The sequence below is a fragment of the Nocardioides eburneiflavus genome (assembly GCF_004785795.1).
GTDB classification, from domain to species: Bacteria; Actinomycetota; Actinomycetes; order Propionibacteriales; family Nocardioidaceae; genus Nocardioides; species Nocardioides eburneiflavus.
On the sequence record NZ_SRRO01000001.1, the window covers coordinates 4,155,508 to 4,172,402 of the forward strand.

The 16,895-nt window shown below is 71.9% G+C and carries 18 protein-coding genes; 10 read left to right on the plus strand and 8 right to left on the minus strand.

Features of this window, described 5'->3' with window-relative positions:
- Positions 1-54 precede the first annotated feature (54 nt).
- A complete protein-coding gene (locus EXE59_RS19440; RefSeq protein WP_135840371.1) occupies positions 55-1,767 on the plus strand; it encodes a BCCT family transporter in 1,713 nt (570 codons plus the stop codon).
- Between the two features lie 10 nt (positions 1,768-1,777).
- Positions 1,778-2,359 carry a LysR substrate-binding domain-containing protein gene (locus EXE59_RS19445; RefSeq protein WP_135840372.1) on the plus strand — a complete coding sequence of 194 codons (582 nt, stop codon included), beginning with the start codon at positions 1,778-1,780 and terminating at the stop codon, positions 2,357-2,359.
- Positions 2,360-2,363: 4 nt separating this feature from the next.
- Here EXE59_RS19445 and EXE59_RS19450 read toward each other — a convergent pair whose 3' ends face one another.
- The 4 genes from EXE59_RS19450 to EXE59_RS19465 are packed head-to-tail and all read right to left on the minus strand — an operon-like array spanning position 2,364 to position 6,558.
- Complete coding sequence (locus EXE59_RS19450) at positions 2,364-3,029, minus strand: sulfotransferase family protein (RefSeq protein WP_168218611.1); 666 nt, start codon at positions 3,027-3,029, stop codon at positions 2,364-2,366.
- A 1-nt stretch (position 3,030) separates the two neighbouring features.
- Positions 3,031-4,464, minus strand: coding sequence for a GuaB1 family IMP dehydrogenase-related protein (locus tag EXE59_RS19455; RefSeq protein WP_135840374.1), 1,434 nt, complete (start codon positions 4,462-4,464; stop codon positions 3,031-3,033).
- Between the two features lie 10 nt (positions 4,465-4,474).
- The gene (locus EXE59_RS19460; RefSeq protein ID WP_135840375.1) at positions 4,475-5,098 is read right to left on the minus strand and encodes a hypothetical protein; all 624 of its coding nucleotides are present in this window, start codon (positions 5,096-5,098) and stop codon (positions 4,475-4,477) included.
- Positions 5,099-5,121: 23 nt separating this feature from the next.
- Complete coding sequence (locus tag EXE59_RS19465) at positions 5,122-6,558, minus strand: pyridoxal phosphate-dependent decarboxylase family protein (RefSeq protein WP_210429074.1); 1,437 nt, start codon at positions 6,556-6,558, stop codon at positions 5,122-5,124.
- A 97-nt stretch (positions 6,559-6,655) separates the two neighbouring features.
- On the opposite strand from EXE59_RS19465, the gene EXE59_RS19470 reads away from it, so the two are divergent.
- Positions 6,656-6,943, plus strand: a complete 288-nt coding sequence (locus tag EXE59_RS19470) for a YiaA/YiaB family inner membrane protein (RefSeq protein ID WP_135840376.1) — start codon at positions 6,656-6,658, stop codon at positions 6,941-6,943.
- A gap of 57 nt (positions 6,944-7,000) precedes the next feature.
- On the opposite strand, the gene EXE59_RS19475 is transcribed toward EXE59_RS19470, so the two are convergent.
- Entirely contained in the window at positions 7,001-8,215 is a 1,215-nt protein-coding gene (locus EXE59_RS19475; protein ID WP_135840377.1) for an acyl-CoA dehydrogenase family protein, read from the minus strand.
- Positions 8,215-9,588 (minus strand): acyl-CoA dehydrogenase family protein, encoded by a 1,374-nt coding sequence (locus tag EXE59_RS19480; RefSeq protein ID WP_135840378.1) that lies wholly within the window; start codon positions 9,586-9,588, stop codon positions 8,215-8,217. Before EXE59_RS19480 ends, EXE59_RS19475 begins: the two co-directional genes overlap by 1 nt.
- Before the next feature lie 88 nt (positions 9,589-9,676).
- Here EXE59_RS19480 and def point away from each other — a divergent pair, with 88 nt between their 5' ends.
- The 3 genes from def to EXE59_RS19495 are packed head-to-tail and all read left to right on the plus strand — an operon-like array spanning position 9,677 to position 11,754.
- Positions 9,677-10,279: a peptide deformylase gene (def, locus tag EXE59_RS19485; RefSeq protein WP_135840379.1), complete on the plus strand. Its 603-nt coding sequence runs from the start codon at positions 9,677-9,679 to the stop codon at positions 10,277-10,279.
- Positions 10,280-10,282: 3 nt separating this feature from the next.
- Entirely contained in the window at positions 10,283-11,077 is a 795-nt protein-coding gene (locus EXE59_RS19490; RefSeq protein WP_135840380.1) for a TrmH family RNA methyltransferase, read from the plus strand.
- Positions 11,078-11,091: 14 nt separating this feature from the next.
- Entirely contained in the window at positions 11,092-11,754 is a 663-nt protein-coding gene (locus EXE59_RS19495; protein WP_210429075.1) for a DedA family protein, read from the plus strand.
- On the opposite strand, the gene EXE59_RS19500 is transcribed toward EXE59_RS19495, so the two are convergent.
- Together EXE59_RS19500 and cobA are read right to left on the minus strand one after the other, a co-directional pair.
- A complete protein-coding gene (locus tag EXE59_RS19500) occupies positions 11,702-12,505 on the minus strand; it encodes a TrmH family RNA methyltransferase (RefSeq protein WP_135841413.1) in 804 nt (267 codons plus the stop codon). The genes EXE59_RS19495 and EXE59_RS19500 overlap by 53 nt on opposite strands.
- 10 nt (positions 12,506-12,515) lie before the next feature.
- Complete coding sequence (cobA, locus tag EXE59_RS19505) at positions 12,516-13,766, minus strand: uroporphyrinogen-III C-methyltransferase (RefSeq protein ID WP_135840381.1); 1,251 nt, start codon at positions 13,764-13,766, stop codon at positions 12,516-12,518.
- Positions 13,767-13,816: 50 nt separating this feature from the next.
- On the opposite strand from cobA, the gene EXE59_RS19510 reads away from it, so the two are divergent.
- The 4 genes from EXE59_RS19510 to EXE59_RS19525 all read left to right on the plus strand — a co-directional run bounded on the left by EXE59_RS19510 (position 13,817) and on the right by EXE59_RS19525 (position 16,894).
- Positions 13,817-14,338, plus strand: a complete 522-nt coding sequence (locus EXE59_RS19510) for a YbhB/YbcL family Raf kinase inhibitor-like protein (RefSeq protein ID WP_135840382.1) — start codon at positions 13,817-13,819, stop codon at positions 14,336-14,338.
- A gap of 342 nt (positions 14,339-14,680) precedes the next feature.
- Complete coding sequence (locus EXE59_RS19515; RefSeq protein WP_135840383.1) at positions 14,681-15,196, plus strand: CAP domain-containing protein; 516 nt, start codon at positions 14,681-14,683, stop codon at positions 15,194-15,196.
- Positions 15,197-15,282: 86 nt separating this feature from the next.
- The gene (locus tag EXE59_RS19520; protein ID WP_246056921.1) at positions 15,283-16,095 is read left to right on the plus strand and encodes an ABC transporter permease; all 813 of its coding nucleotides are present in this window, start codon (positions 15,283-15,285) and stop codon (positions 16,093-16,095) included.
- Entirely contained in the window at positions 16,088-16,894 is an 807-nt protein-coding gene (locus tag EXE59_RS19525; RefSeq protein WP_135840384.1) for an ABC transporter permease, read from the plus strand. The genes EXE59_RS19520 and EXE59_RS19525 overlap by 8 nt, the downstream gene beginning before the upstream one ends.
- Position 16,895 lies beyond the last annotated feature (1 nt).

Genomic DNA, 16,895 nt, shown 5'->3' on the forward strand with positions numbered 1-16,895 from the left:
GGAACCCGTGCTCCCGGTTTGCCAACCCCGGACGCGGCCTGATGTGTTGGACGGATGGCCACCGGAATCGAACACCCGCGAGACCTGCCCACACCCGACCCCGTCGATGAGCCGCACCCGGCCCTCGACTCCGCCATCGAGCCCAGCGTGCCTCGCGAGAAGGGCCTGGACAAGGTCGTCTTCGGCGTCACCGCGCTCGTCAGCCTCGCCTTCCTGGCGTGGGGCTTCGTCAGCACCGGCACCCTCGCCGACGCCTCCGCGACCGGCTTGGCGTGGACGATGGAGCAGACCGGCTGGCTGTTCGTGCTGACCTCGAGCTCCTTCGTCGTGTTCGTCATCTGGCTGGCGCTCGGCAAGTTCGGCAACATCCCGCTCGGACGTGACGACGAGGAGCCGGAGTTCCGCACGATCTCGTGGGTCGCGATGATGTTCAGCGCCGGCATGGGCATCGGTCTGATGTTCTACGGCGTCAGCGAGCCGATCACGCACTTCGTCACTCCCCCGCCCGGGACCGGTGAGGCCGGCAACGCCGAGGCGGCGCAGCACGCGATGGCGACCACGATGTTCCACTGGACCCTGCACCCCTGGGCGATCTACGCGGTCGTCGGCCTCGCCGTGGCGTACGGCGTCTACCGCAAGGGCCGCCTCCAGCTGATCAGCTCTGCCTTCGAGCCCCTCCTCGGGCGCCACGCCCACGGCGCCGGCGGCAAGGCGATCGACATGTTCGCCATCTTCGCGACCCTGTTCGGCTCGGCCACCTCGCTGGGCCTGGGCGCCCTGCAGATCCAGTCGGGCCTGCAGATCGTCGCCGGGCTGGGCGACACCGGAAACGCCGTCCTCGTCGGGATCATCGCCGTCCTGACCGCTGCCTTCGTGCTGTCCGCGGTGTCCGGTGTGGCCAAGGGCATCCAGTGGCTGTCCAACATCAACATGGTCCTCGCCGTCGTGCTGGCCCTCTTCGTCTTCATCGTCGGCCCGACGGTGTTCATCCTGAACCTCCTGCCCACCTCCATCGGCAGCTACGTCGCGGACCTGCCGATGATGGCTGCGCGTACGGCCGCCGAGGGGTCCGAGGTCAGCGAGTGGCTCTCTGCCTGGACCGTCTTCTACTGGGCCTGGTGGCTCTCGTGGACGCCGTTCGTCGGCATGTTCATCGCGCGGATCTCCCGCGGTCGCACCATCCGCCAGTTCGTCACCGGCGTGCTGCTCGTCCCGAGCCTCGTGAGCGTCGTGTGGTTCTGCATCTTCGGCGGTGCCGCGATCGACCTGCAGAAGGCCGGCACCGACATCGCCGGAGCGGGCGGTCTGGAGAACCAGCTCTTCAGCACGCTCGACGCCTACCCGCTGGCCACCGTGTCGAGCATCGTGGTGATGGTGCTCGTAGGCATCTTCTTCGTGTCCGGCGCCGACGCCGCCTCGATCGTGATGGGCTCGCTCTCCGAGCGCGGCACCATCCACCCGAGCCGCCCGACGGTCATCTTCTGGGGCGTCGCGACGGGTGCGGTCGCCGCCGTGATGCTGCTGGTCGGCGGTGCCGACGCGCTCAGCGGCCTGCAGACGATCACGGTCATCGCCGCGCTCCCGTTCGTCCTGATCATGGTCGGGCTCGCCGTCGCGCTGGTGAAGGACCTCGCCAACGACCCGATGGTCGTGCGCCGCAAGTACGCCCTCGAGGCCGTCGAGGCCGCGGTGATCACCGGCGTCACCGAGCACGGCGACGACTTCGTCCTGTCGGTGGAGAAGGACCCAGGGGCGACCCGCAACTAGGGTCTGCCCCATGAGCGTCCCCCTGCGCATCGGCTTCGTCACCGGCGCGACCCCCGACAAGTGGGCTCGCCACTGGCGCGACCGCCGGCGCGAGCCCCTGGAGCTCGTGCCGGTGACGGAGCCAGAGCAGACCGACGGCGTGCGCGCCGGCAGCCTCGACATGGCGATCGTCCGCCTTCCCGTCGACCGCGAGGGCCTGCACTGCGTACGCCTCTACGAGGAGCTGCAGGTCGCCGTGGCGTCCCGCGACCACGTGCTGGCCGCCGCCGACGAGGAGGTCACGACGGCCGACCTCGTCGACGAGCAGCTCGTACGCCCCCACGTGAGCGGCTGGACGCCCGACGCGGACCAGCTCGACTGGCCGACGATGACCGAGCAGGAGGCGATCGAGACCGTCGCCGCCGGCACGGGCATCGTGGTCCTCCCGATGTCGATCGCCCGCCTGCACCAGCGCAAGGACGTCGTGACCCGCCTCGTGTCCGACCTCGAGCCCACGACCATCGCCATCGTCTGGTTGGTCGAGCGCGACGACGACGTCACCCAGGCGTTCGTCGGGGTGACGAAGGGGCGCACGGCCAACACCTCGCGCTGAGGCGTCAGTCCCGGTGCTTCCCGCGCCGCGAGTGGGGTGTCGCCATCACGGCCTCGACGGCGGCGAGGTCGAGCTCCTCGCCGAGCCAGTCGAACAACCCGCGCAGCGCACCCGGGTCGGCGACGTAGTCGTCGTAGTGGACCCGGTGGACCGCGTCACCCAGCCCCTCCGCGGCGGCGAGCATCTTCGCCTCGATCCGCTGCACCTGTCCCAACGGGTCGTCCTTGTGCGTCCAGTAGTTGCTGGCCGCGACGTCCTCGAGGTTGCGGGTGTTGAGCACGAACCGCGCCCCGGGGAACACCTGGCGCAGGAAGCCGAGGTAGTCCGAGAGGTCCTCGTCGTACCAGCGGATCTCCTTGAAGCCGGTGACCCGCGTGTCCGGCTCGGGCCGCAGGAGCGTCGCCTCCGCCAGGTCGCGGATGCGGGCCAGGGAGACGTCCTCGGGGAAGGACTCGATGCCGAACCACGGGTGCGTCGGCTGCGAGGCGCGAGCGGGGTCGACGCGCGCCTTCTCGACCAGGCCGCTGCGGTGGAAGTCGTAGAGGTGCCGCATGGCGTGGCGGTTCTCCCCGCGCAGCAGCCACCCGGGGATGGAGTTGAGGATGCCCATCAGCAGGGTCGAGCCCGACCTGCCGTACGTCATGACGAAGACGTGCTGGAGGTCGCTCATCTCACCACGACCTGTCGAGGGGCCGGCCCTCGTGGAAGCCGGCGGCCGACTGCACGCCGACGAGGGCCCGCTCGTGGAGCTCGGAGAGGTCACGGGCGCCGGCATAGGTGCACGAGGAGCGCACGCCCGAGCAGATCTGGTCGATGAGGTCCTCCACGCCGGGTCGCTGCGGATCGAGGTACATCCGCGAGGACGAGATGCCCTCCTCGTAGAGGCCCTTGCGGGCCCGGTCGTACGACGACTCGCCCGCGGTGCGGTGGGCCACCGCCCGCGCCGACGCCATGCCGAAGGAGACCTTGAACGGGCGACCGTCGGCGTCGTGCATCAGGTCGCCGGGCGACTCGTGGGTGCCGGCGAACCACGACCCGATCATCACCGAGGAAGCGCCTGCGGCGAGCGCGAGGGCGACGTCGCGCGGGTGGCGCACGCCGCCGTCGGCCCAGACGTGCCGGCCGAGCTCGCGGGCCGCCGTCGCGCACTCCAGCACGGCGGAGAACTGGGGACGGCCGACGCCGGTCATCATCCGGGTGGTGCACATCGCGCCGGGCCCGACGCCGACCTTGACGATGTCCGCGCCCGCCTCGATGAGCGTGCGGGTGCCCTCGGCCGACACCACGTTGCCCGCCGCGATCGGCACGGTGGGCGACAGGGCGCGTACGGCCTGCAGGGCCTGCACCATGCGGTCCTGGTGGCCGTGGGCGGTGTCCACGACGAGGCAGTCCACACCGGCGGCGAGCAGCTCCGAGGCGCGGTCGGCGACCTCGCCGTTGACCCCGACAGCAGCCGCGATGCGCAGACCACCGGCAGCGTCGAGGGCGGGCCGGTAGAGCGTCGCGCGCAGCGCGCCGAGCCGGGTCAGGACGCCGACCAGCTCGCCCGCGTCGTCGACTGCGACGGCCAGCGGGGCCTTGGCACGCTCGATGGCGTCGTAGACCTCACGCGGGTCCGTGTCCGCCGAGACCGTGACGACGCCCGGGTTCATCACCGAGCCCACCTGGGCGAAGCGGTCGACCTCGGCGCAGTCGGCCTCCGACACCACCCCGACCGGCCGGCCGTCCTGGACGACGACCGCGGCGCGATGGGCCCGCTTGGGGATCAGCGAGAGCGCCTCGGCGACGGTCTGGTCGGGACGCAGCTCGATCGGGGTGTCGAAGACGTGGTGGCGCTGCTTGACCCACGCGACCACGTCGGCCACGACGGGGATCGGGATGTCCTGGGGGATGACCGTGATCCCTCCCCGGCGGGCGACGGTCTCGGCCATCCGCCTGCCGGCGATGGCCGTCATGTTGGCGACGACCAGCGGGAGCGTGGCACCGGTGCCGTCGGAGGTGGCCAGGTCGACGTCGTAGCGGCTCGCCACGGCGGAGTGCCGAGGGACCATGAAGACGTCGTCGTAGGTCAGGTCGTGACCGGGGTTCTCGTGGAGGAACTGCACTGGCGGGAGTCTACGCAGCCGGGCGCGGCAGCTTCCGCGGTCGCAGCCCGACCTCGGCGAGCTCGAGCTCGGCGAGACGGCGTACGACCTCGGGGTCGCGTGCGCGCCACGCACCCGCGGGGTCGTCGCTGACCGCGGCGAGCACCCGCATGGGCTGGTTGGCCAGCGCCCGGAGGGCGAACAGGTCGAGGTCCTCCTGCGCGTCGATGAACCTCGCGCCGACGCTCGCCTCGCGGGCGAACCGCCAGCGAGTCGGCAGGTGGACGGCGGCCGCGACCAGGATCGGGATCAGCGCGACGGACAGGCCGAGCAGCAGGGCCAGCCGCTCCACCGCCTCGACGGTGTCGCGACCGGCAGCCGCGATGCCGTCGGCGCCGGCGGCGGCCTTGTCGAAGGGCGACGCCAGCTCGTCGCCGACGAGGGGCGCCTCGCCGAGCCGGCCGCCGGCGTCACGGAGCTGGTCGGCCAGCGAGGTGGCCGAGGCGTCCGTCTGCCGCGCCGGCCCGGCCAGCTCGGTCGTCCCGTCGTGGACCGCCGTGCCGATCCAGGCCCACAGCACCAGCCAGGCAACGAAGAACAGGTCGGCGAGCAGCTGACGGGTGCGACGGGCGGGCGCGTCGGCGTAGAGCTTCATGCGGCCCACCCTGCCACCCGGGATCACCCCTCGGCTGCCGCCGCCTGCAGCGCCCGCCAGGTCCGCTCGACGTCCGCCCGGGTCGTACACCAGCTGCCAACCGCGAGCCTGATGGCGGCGCGGCCCTCGACCGTGGTGTGGGACAGGTACGCCTCGCCGGACGCGTTGACCGCCTCCATCGCGGCCATCGTCTGCTCGTCGCCGGCGACCAGCCGGAACACGACGAGGGACAGCGACGGCTCGGTCACCATCTCGAAGCGGTCGTCGCCCGCGACGAGGTCCGCGACGTGCGCGGCCAGCTCCACCCCGCTGCGCACGTGTGCGCGCAGGCCCTCGAGGCCGTACGTCCGGAGCACCGCCCACAGCTTGACCGCGCGGAACCTCCGGCCGAGCTGTGGGTGCCAGTCGCGGTAGTCGACGACCTCGCCCGACTCGGTGGCGGCGTTGCGGAGGTACTCCGGGAGGATCGAGAGCGCTCCGGTGAGGGCGGCCCGGTCGCGTACCCAGAAGGTGCTGCAGTCGAAGGTGGTCAGCAGCCACTTGTGCGGGTTGGTGACGAACGAGTCCGCGGACCCGACCCCGGCGAGGTGGGTGCGGTGCTCCGGGCAGACCGCGGCGACGCCGGCCCAGGCGGCGTCGACGTGCACCCACGCGCCGTGCTCGCGAGCGATCCGACCTGCACCGACGAGGTCGTCCATCGCGCCGGTGGACGTGGAGCCGGCGGCGAGGTGGACCAGGGCCGGCGTCAGGCCCCGCCCGATGTCGGCCTCGATCGCCGACTCCAGCGCGTCGAGGTCGATCGCCTGCGTCAACGGGTCGACGCCGATCACCCGGACGGCGTCCTCCCCGAGCCCTGCCATCATGGCGGCCTTGACCAGCGAGGAGTGCGCCTGCGAGGAGCCGTAGACGCGCCAGCCGGCGTCACCGAGGCCGTGCCGGCGCACCTCTCCCCCGCTGGCCCGGTGCAGCGCGGCGAGCAGCGCGGTGAACGTGGCCGTGGACGCGGTGTCCTGGATGACCCCGCCGCCGGCGCCGTCGCTGCGGAAGTCGTCGGGCAGGCCGAGCGCCTCGGCGAGCCAGTCCAGGACGACCTGCTCCACCTCGGTCACCGCAGGGCTGGTCGCCCAGATCATCCCCTGGGCCCCGATGCCGCTGGAGAGCAGGTCGCCGAGGATCGCGGCCGGCGAGGAGTTGGCCGGGAAGTAGGCGAAGAAGCGGGGGTGCTGCCAGTGCGTGAGGCCCGGGACCACGACACGGTCGAGGTCGGCGAGCACCGCGTCGAACGGCTCACCGGTCTCCGGCGCCGACTCCGGCAGCAGGCGGCGTACGTCGCCGGGAGCCACCTGCGCCCGCACCGGCAGGTCGTCGAGGGAGGCCCAGTAGTCGGCGATCCAGTCGATCGCGGCGTGCCCGTTCCGGCGGAACTCCTCGGGCGTCATGTGGGCTGGCTGGTCTGGCATGCGCCGAACGTACTCGGCGAGGTCGAGCCCGCGTACTCAGCCGGGACCGGGTAGGTCGGCGGCTGCCCCGCCCCGCTGCCGGGACGAGGGTTGACCCATGGCCTCCACGACTCCCTCCAAGAACACCAACGCCTTCTTCCTGCAGGCCGGCGTCTCCTTCGCCGTCGCGCTGCTGACCATGATCTTCGCGATCTTCTACCTCCCGGTCGACCCGTGGATCCGCGCCTTCCTCGGCCTCGGGACGATGTTCCTCACGACCTCGAGCTTCACCCTCGCCAAGTGCGTGCGCGACGCGCAGGAGGACAGCTACGTGGTGTCGCGGATCGACCAGGCCCGCGTCGACAAGATCCTCGCCGAGCACGACCCCTTCAAGTCCGTCTCCTGACTCCATCCGTGACGAAGCCCCTCCCGGTCCGACCGGGAGGGGCTTCGTCACGCACGCCTACTTGAGCTCGGCGCTCGACAGACCGAGGATCCGGCGCGCCACGATCAGCTGCTGGATCTGCTGGGTGCCCTCGAAGATGTCGAGGATCTTGGAGTCACGCGCCCACTTCTCCAGCAGCTCGGCCTCGCTGTAGCCGAGGGTGCCGCACAGCTGCACGCACGACAGCGTCACGTCGGACCCGACGCGGCCGGCCTTGGCCTTGGCCATCGACGCCTCGAGCGAGTTGGGCTTGCGGTTGTCTGCCATCCAGGCCGCCTGCATCATCAGCAGCCTGGCGCCCTCCCAGTCGGCCTCGAGCCGCAGGAAGGTCGCTGCCGCGGCCGACTGGGCCTGCCCGGGCCGGTCGTAGTCGACGACCACGCCGGCCTGCTCGAGCAGGTCGCGGGTGAGGTCGAGCGACGCGCGGGCGCACCCAATCGCCATGGCGGCGACCAGCGGGCGGGTGTTGTCGAAGGTGGCCATCGCACCGGCGAAGCCGGACTTGACGTCGATCTCCGGCGAGCCCAGCAGGTCCTCCGCCGGCACCCGGCAGTCGGTGAACGTGATGACCGCGGTGTCGGAGGCGCGGATGCCGAGCTTGTGCTCGAGCCGCTCCACCCTGAGGCCGGGGTTGTCCTTGCGGACGAGGAACGACTTGATCGCCGCGCGGCCGAGCTCCCTGTCGAGGGTCGCCCACACCACCACGGAGTCGGCGCGCTCGCCGGAGGTGACGTAGATCTTCTCGCCGTTGATGACGTACTCGTCGCCGTCCTTGACCGCGGTGGTGGTGATGTTGGCGGAGTCCGAGCCGGTGCCCGGCTCGGTGATCGCCATCGCCGCCCACGTGCCCTTGTAGCGCTCGAGCTGCTCCTGGCTGGCCACCGAGGCGATGGCCGAGTTGCCGAGCCCCTGGCGCGGCATCGACAGCAGGAGTGCGGTGTCGCCCCAGCACATCTCGGCCACGGACAGCACCGAGGCGAGGTTGGCACCGTTCCGCACCGTGCCGGAGTCGTCGCCGCTGTCGTCGCGGCGTACGCCTCCTGCACCGGCGCCGCCGGTGGCACCCGTCTCGGACACGCCGTCGATCAGCGCGGCGAGCATGTCGAGCTCCTTGGGGTACTCGTGCTCGGCCCGGTCGTACTTGCGCGAGATCGGGCGCAGCATGTTCATCGCCAGCTGGTGGGCCTGGTCGACGAGTCCCGCGTGCCTGCGGGGGGTCTCGAGGTTGATCATCAGATCATCACCGCACCTTCCATGACGCCGACGGCCCGCAGGTCGCGGTACCACCGCTCGACGGGGTGTTCCTTGACGAAGCCGTGGCCACCGAGCAGCTGGACGCCGTCGAGCCCGATCCGCATGCCCTTCTCGGCGCAGAGCTGGCGGGCCAGCCCGACCTCGCGGGCGAAGTCCTCGCCGCGGGTGGCGCGCGAGGCGGCCTTCCAGGTCAGCAGCCGCATGGCCTGCACCTCGATGGCGATGTCGGCGACCATGAACGCCACCGACTGGCGGTGGCTGATGGGCTCGCCGAACGCCTCGCGCCCGTTGACGTAGTCCTTGACGTAGTCGAGCACGGCCTGGCCGGTGCCGACCGCCAGCGCACACCACGCCAGCCGGGACAGGCGTACGCACTCGCGGTAGGCCTCGCCGTCGGTGTCGCCGAGCAGTGCGTCCGCACCGACGCGTACGCCGGTGAGGTGGAGCCGCGACAGGCCCGCGGCACGGATCCCCATCGACGGGTCGGCCTCGACCTCGAGCCCGGCGGCGCCGGACTCGACGAGGAAGAGCGCCGGCGTGCCGTCGAGCATGGCCGCGACCACGAAGAGCTCGGCGTCGGCACCGCGGACCACTGCGGACTTCACGCCGTCGAGGACGAAGCCGTCGCCGTCGCGCAGGGCCGTCGTGGCGAGCGCGAACGGGTCGAACAGCACCGTGGGCTCGGCGATGGTGAGCGCAGCGACAGGCACGCTCTGTCCGTCGCTGGCGCCGGTGAAGGCGGGGAGGTAGGTCTGCTGCTGTTCCTCGGTGCCCCAGAGGCCGAGCGCGGTGGCGACGGCGCCGGGCGCGAGTGCCGCGACGGCGAGGCCCATGTCGCCCTTGGCGAGCGCCTCCGCGACGAGCGTGCCGGCCATCGCGGAGCGCTCCTCCATGATGCCGCCGAGTGCCTCGGGCACGCCCAGACCGGGCAGTCCGACCTCCTGGGCGGCCGCGAGGACCTCCTGCGGGGCCGCGCACGCGTCGTCGGCGGCTGCGGCAGCGGGCCGCAGGAGCTCGTCGGCGAGCTCCCGGACGACCTCGAGGAGCATGGTCTCGTCCTCGGTCGGGGTGAGGTCGAAGACGCCGCTCGAGCGGGCGCTGGTGGGCCGGGTGCCGGCTCTGCGCCGACCCGCGCGGGCGAACTGGCGCCCGGCGGCCGTGGCCACCCGGAAGCCGTTGCGCGTGGTCGAGTAGACGACCTGCTCGGTCTGCCGGCGGAGCCCGACGCGGTCGATGATCTCGCTCTGCGCCAGCCGGTTGACGGCGGCGACGGCGAGGCCGATGGGGTCGCGGGTCTCCCGGGAGGACAACCCGTGACGACCGCCCGGCCGGAGGCTGTTCATGATGGACATGACGAGACTGTAACTCTGAGTTACACCTTTTGCCAGAGGCCCTCCCGTGGTGCCGGTCACCCTTCGCCTCCTCGTTAGGATCCACCGCATGCCAGACGACGAGACCCCTCAGCCTCATGCGCCGCACGGTCCCCTCCCCGAGGGTGGCACGGTCCGCGCGATCACGCGGTGGGGCACCCCCGTGATGCACCGCCCGCAGGCGGCGGTCACGGTCTACGACGACACCCTGCGGTCGCTGGCGGCCGACATGGTCGCCACGATGTACGCCGCCGACGGCGTGGGGCTGGCGGCCTGCCAGGTCGGCGAGGACGTCGCGATGTTCGTCTTCGACTGCCCCGACGACGAGGGTGTCCACACCGTCGGCGTCGTGTGCAACCCGGTCCTGACCCTTCCCGAGGGCAAGGACCGCCAGCTCGACAGCGACGACGAGGGCTGCCTGTCCTTCCCCGGCTCGTTCGAGCCCTGCGCCCGACCGGACCGGGCGCGCGTCGACGGCACCGGGCTCGACGGCGAGCCGGTGTCCTTCGAGGGCAGCGGCCTGCTCGCGCGCTGCCTGCAGCACGAGACCGACCACACCCTCGGCACCGTCTTCGGCGACCGGCTCTCGGCGAAGTCACGCAAGAAGCTCGGCAAGAAGCACGACGCCGCGGCGGACGACTACCCGCCGGCCTGGCCCGCCGAGAGCGCCTGAGCGGTGCACGAGCTCCGCGTCACCCGTGAGAACGCGCGCTTCCAGCAGTGGGAGGCACTGCTGACCAACCGCTCCAAGCGACACCGCGCCCGCGAGTTCCTCGTGCAGGGCGTACGCCCGATCACCCGCGCCGTCGACGAGGGCTGGACCGTGCGCGCCCTCCTGCGCGCCGACGGCTCGGGCTCCGACTGGGCCGACGCCCTGTGGGGCAGCACCGACGCGGAGCGGGTGACCCTCTCCCCCGAGCTGCACTCCCGCCTCAGCGGCAAGGAGGACGGCGCCGAGCTCGTGGCCGTGGTCGAGATGCCCGAGGACGGCGTCGAGCGGCTCGCCGACACCGCCCGCCCGCACGGGCCGATCGTCGTCCTCGACCGGCCGACGAGCCCCGGCAACATCGGCACCCTCGCCCGCTCGGCCGACGCGTTCGGCGCCTCGGCACTCGTCGTGACCGGCCACGCCGCGGATCCCTACGACCCCCGTGCGGTACGGGCCAGCACCGGCTCGCTGTTCGCCCTGACGGTGCTGCGGGTGCCCGCTCCGGGCCCGGTCGTGGAGTACGCCCACCTGCACGGTCACCGCATCGTGGGCACCGACGAGGACGGCAGCCCGCTGTCGTCGGTCGACCTGGGCGGTCGGCTCCTGGTCGTCGTCGGCAACGAGACGTCGGGCCTGTCCTCCGGGTGGCGGGCAGCGTGCGACGAGGTCGCGAGCATCCCCATGGTCGGTACGGCGTCGTCGCTCAACGCCGCCGTCGCGGGGTCCATCGTGCTGCACGAAGCGCTGCGGCAGCGCGGCTGACGGGGCACGGACAGATGGAAGCAGTGCTCGACTGGGTCGTCCTCGTCATGCGCACGATCGGGTCGCCGGGCGTCGGGGTCGCGACGGCGCTGGAGACCGTGTTCCCGCCCGTGCCGAGCGAGCTGGTGCTCCCGCTGGCGGGCTACACCGCGAGCCAGGGCCACTACGGGCTCTGGCCCGCGATCGCATGGGCGACCACCGGCTCCCTCGTCGGGGCCCTGACCCTCTACTGGCTGGGAGCGGCCTGGGGACTCGAGCGCATCTGCGCGCTCGCGGACCGGATCCCGCTCATGCACGCCGAGGACGTGCGCAGGGCGGTCGCGTGGTTCGGCCGCAACGGTCGCAAGGCGGTCTTCCTCGGCCGCCTGGTGCCGGGCGTACGCAGCCTGGTGTCGATCCCGGCTGGCGTCGACCGGATGCCGCTGGCGACCTTCTGCGTCTACACCACCGCCGGCAGCCTGGCCTGGAACGCGGCACTGATCCTGGCCGGCTACGAGCTCGGCGCCCAGTGGCACCTCGTCGAGGGCTACGTCGGCCCGGCCGGCAACGTCATCTACGTCCTGCTGGCCGTCGTGGTCGTGGTCGTGGCGGCCCGCAGGCTCCGCCACCGGGTCACGGCCAGCGTCAGCGGCGCGACGCGGCGTAGCAGGCCACCGCACTCGCGGCCGCCACGTTGAGCGAGTCGATCCCGGCCGCCATCGGGATCACCGCGCGCCGGTCCGCCGACGCCTCCCACCGCGCCGACAGGCCGTGGCCCTCCGACCCGAGCACCAGCGCGAGGCGGTCCACCCCCGCGACCGCCTCCTCGATCGGCACCGAGTCCGGCCCGAGCGTCAGGGCCACCGTGGCGAAGCCACGCCGGGACAGGTCGGGCAGCGCCTCGTACCAGTCCGGCAGACGGGTCCAGGGGGTGGAGAAGACGGCGCCCATGCCGACCTTGATCGAGCGCCGGTAGAGCGGGTCGGCGCACCGCGGGGCCAGGAGCACCGCGTCGAAGCCGAGGGCCGCGCCCGAGCGGAAGACGGCCCCCACGTTGGTGTGGTCGACGAGGTCCTCCAGGACCAGCACCGACCGCGCGCCCGCGAGCACGTCGTCGACGGAGCGCAGCGGCCGGCGGCGCAACGAGGCGAGGGCGCCGCGGTGGACGTGGAACCCCGTCACCTGCTCGATGAGCGGCTCGGGGAGGACGTACACGGGTCCGGTGGACGCGGCGAGCACGTCGGCGAGCCCGTCGAGCCAGCGCGGCGCCATCAGGAAGGAGCGGGCGTCGTAGCCGGCCTCCACCGCGCGGCGCACGACCTTCTCGCCCTCGGCGAGGAAGAGCCCGTGCTCAGCCTCGAGGTGCTTGCGGAGCTCGACGTCGCGCAGGTCGCGGTAGTCGGCGAGCCGGGGGTCCCCGGGGTCGTCGAGCTCGATGACCTCGGCGATCTCGACGGCGTCAGGCACGACCCTTCCCATGATGTGCATAGTGTGCCGGACGCGCCACGGCGACCACCTCTCCGATGACGATGATCGCGGGCGGGACCACCTCGTGGGCGGCCAGGTCGTCGGCCAGGGCGCCGAGAGTGGTGAGGACCGTGCGCTCGGTGGGCATGGTGCCGTCGGCGATCACGGCGACGGGCGTGCCTGCGGAACGGCCGCCGGACACGAGGGCCTCCGCGATGGCCGGCGCGTTGTCCACGGCCATCAGCAGGACCAGCGTGCCGCGCAGCCCGGCGACCGCGTCCCACGCGACCAGCGACTCCGGGTGGCCGGGCGGCAGGTGCCCGGAGATGACCGTGAACTCGTGCGCGACGCCGCGGTGGGTCACCGGGATCCCGACCCGGGCCGGGACCGCGATCGCCGAGCTGAGACCGGGGACGACGGTGACCGGCACGTCGGCGGCCGCACACGCCAGCAGCTCCTCGAACCCGCGGCCGAACACGAAGTTGTCGCCCCCCTTGAACCGCACCACCCGCTTGCCGGCCCGCGCACGGTCGACGATCACGTCGTTGATGTGCTCCTGCGTCGCCGAGCGCCCGCGCGGCAGCTTGGCGACGTCGATGAGCTCGACGTGCGGGCCCAGCTCGTGGAGCAGCTCGCGCGGCGCCAGGCGGTCGGCGACCACGACGTCCGCCGTGGCGAGCGCGTGCCGGGCGGCGACCGTCACCAGGTCGGGCTCCCCCGGCCCACCACCGACGAGGACGACCCCGGGGCTCCGGTCGAGGGCGTCGGAGGCCGCCAGGTGCCCGTCGCGCAGAGCAGTGACGATGTCGTCGCGCAGCGCTGCGGACTTCTTCGGCTCGCGGTTGCCCAGCACCCCGACCGTGAGGCTGCCGTGGTGGCCGACGGCCGGAGTCCATGCGGTGCCGCCGAGCGCGTCGTCGGCGCGCACGCAGAAGGTGTGCCGCTGCTCGGCGGCCGCGACCACGCGCGCGTTGACCTCGGGATCGTCGGTCGCGGCGACGACGTACCACGCGCCGTCGAGGTCGGACTCGGTGAAGTCGCGCAGGACCAGGGTCAGCTCACCGGCGAGGCCCTCGATCGCCGGGGTGACCTCGGGGCTCACCACCGTCACGTCGCCCCCGGAGGCGATGAGCGCCGGGACTCGCCGCTGCGCGACGTGGCCGCCCCCGACGACGACGACGCGGCGGCCCGTGAGGACCAGTCCGGCGAGGTACGGATGGGGATCAGCACCGGTGTCGGTCATGGGGCCATTGTCTCTGGCCGACGTCACGGGGCGGTGGCTAGGTTCGAGGAATGAGCATCGAACGCCCCGTGTCCCCCAATCCGTACGACTACCTGCCGCCCACCGCGTCCTTCACCGTGACGAGCGCGGACGTGACCGACGGCGCCCCGTTGAAGGACGACCAGGTGGCCGCCCTCGGCAACACCTCTCCACAGCTGAGCTGGTCGGGCGCACCCGAGGGCACCCGGTCCTACGTCGTGACGTGCTTCGACCCCGACGCCCCCACGCCCAGCGGCTTCTGGCACTGGTGCCTGGTCGACATCCCGGCCGACGTGACCTCGCTGGACACCGGCGCGGCGTCGGGCGACCTCCCCGGCGGGGCCTTCCACGTCCGCAACGACGGCGGCGAACCCGGGTTCATGGGTGCCGCACCGCCGGAGGGTGACCAGCCGCACCGCTACTTCTTCGTCGTCCACGCCGTGAAGGACGACTCGCTGGGCGTCGACGCGGACGCCTCCAACGCCGTCGTGTCGTTCAACCTCGCGTTCAAGACGCTGGGGCGCGCCATCCTCCACGGCACCTACCAGCACTGACGGAGCGGCGGCGCCGCGCCCGGCGTCGCCACACACGTCACATCCGCCACAGCAGACACACCAACCTCAGGAGACTCGCGGTGTGGGCCGACAGGTCCAGACCGCGGGTCTCTTTTTTTGTCATTTGCGTCATGGAGAAACGGTCAAGCCGTTTTGATCTGTGACGAGCGGTTCCTTCAGGTCGTCCCTCGAAACCTTGACGAAGTACCGGGATGTCGCGGTGAGGTTCGGCGAGATCTCGACACACATCACACGTAGTGCGTATCTTCAACCCTGAAACTCTGAAGATTTCATCAAGATCCAGCATGCCCCCGAGCTGCGGATCTGCTCTGGAGGACCACCGTGCAGCACCCTCGATTCCTCTCGCGCCTCGCGGCCGTCGGCCTCGCCGCCGCGGTGGTGTGCGGCGTGCCCACGGCTGCCGAGGCCAGGACGTGGTCGGTGCCCCGCGCCGTGTCGGCGACGGACCCCGCCGACCTGACCAACAGCGAGCTCGAGGACGCGCTCATGGTCCGGATCAACCAGGCCAGGGCCACCAACGGACTGCGCAAGATCTGGAACTTCGACGTGTGCACCGACCGGCTCGCCGAGGCGTGGGGTGAGCGCATCGCCCGGACCGGGGTCTTCGAGCACCGCAACCAGGGCGAGGTCATCCGCAGGTGCCACAAGTCGTGGGCCGGCGAGACGCTGGTGCGCGGGACCGCACTGAGCCCGGACCAGATGGTCGAGCTCTGGCTCGACTCCCCCGGTCACCGCGAGATCCTGCTCAACCCCCGCGCCCGTCGCGCGGGCGTCGCCATCACGAACGACGCGCAGGGGCGCACCATCGGCGTCGTCAACCTGGTGCGCCACGGCTGACGTGCACCTGAGCCTCCGGGTGTGAGACGATCCCCGGCCCCCTCGTGGGTGGGCCGGGGATCGAACTCGTCGAAGGGGGCTGTGCGATGCGGGGCGGGGGGATGCTGCACGTCGCGGTCGCGACCCGTGCGTTCCGGCGCTACTCGACCTACCGGGCCGCCACCCTGGCCGGGATCTTCACCAACTCGGTCTTCGGCATCATCTACTCCTACGCCTACCTCGCGTTGTGGAAGGCCAACCCGACCGCGGGCGGCTACGACGCGCAGGACGCGGTGACGTACGTCTGGCTCGGCCAGGCGCTGCTGATGACGATCGCGCTGTGGGGCGGCGGCACCACCGACGACCTCGCCGAGCGGATCCGCACCGGCGACGTGGCGATCGACCTCTACCGACCCGTCGGGCTGGTCGGCTGGTACCTCGCCAGCGACGTCGGTCGCGCGGCGTACCACCTCCTCACGCGTGGGTTCGGGCCGACGCTCATCGGCCTCGTCGTCTTCGACATCGCGCTCCCCCCGTCGCCCCTCGCGGCCGTCGCGTTCGCCGTCTCCCTCGTCCTCGCCGTCGTGGTGAGCTTCGCGATCCGGTTCCTCGTCGCCAGCACCGCGTTCTGGCTCCTCGACCAGTCGGGCATGAAGGTGATGAGCGGCGCGTTCGCGATCTTCTTCAGCGGGATGATGCTGCCGCTGGTGCTGTTCCCCGGCTGGCTCGGGACGCTCGCCAACGCCCTGCCGTGGGCGTCGTACATCCAGGTGCCCGCGGACATCTGGCTCGGCAAGCACACCGGTGCCGACCTCGCCGCCGCGCTCGGCTTCCAGGTGATGTGGGCGGTCGTGCTGCTGGGCGCGTGCCAGGGCGTGCTGCGGCTGGCGACCCGCAAGGTGGTGGTCCAGGGTGGCTGACCTGGCACAGCACCTGCGCACCTACGGCCAGATCGCCTGGCTCTGGATCCGAGCGGCCTGGCAGTACCCCACGTCGTTCGTGCTCCTCGCCGTCGGCAACGGGCTCATCACCGGGCTGGACTTCATCGGGCTCTGGATCATGTTCGCGCACCTGGAGGACCTCGAGGGGTTCACGCTCCCCGAGGTCGCACTGCTCTACGGCAGCGCCTCCCTGGCGCTCGCGTGCGCCGACACGGCCATCGGCAGCGTGGAACGCATCGGCACCTACATCCGGACCGGACGCCTGGACCAGATGATGACCAAGCCGGTCCCGTTGCTGGTGCAGGTGTGCGCCGACCAGTTCACCCTGCGCCGCCTCGGCCGGCTGACCCAGGCCGGCCTGGTCTTCGGCTGGGCCTGCACGTACGTCGACTGGACGCCGCTTCGGGCGCTGGTGGCCGTCTCGATGCTCGTCAGCGGCGCCCTGGTGTTCTTCGGCCTCTTTGTCGGGTTCTCGTGCATCCAGTTCTGGACGACCGACGCGACCGAGTTCGCCAACGCGTTCACCTACGGCGGCGCGACGGTCACCCAGTACCCGCTCAACATCTTCCCGCGGGAGGTGATGGTCGGGCTCACCTTCGTGGTCCCCGTCGCCTTCGTGAACTGGTACCCCTGCCTCTACCTCCTCGGCCGCGCCGACCCGTTCGGGACGCCCGAGGTCTTCCAGTTCGCCTCGCCGCTGGCGGGGCTCCTCACCATGACCGCAGCCCTCCTCGTCTGGCGCACCGGGGTCCGGCACTACACCTCCACCGGGAGCTGAC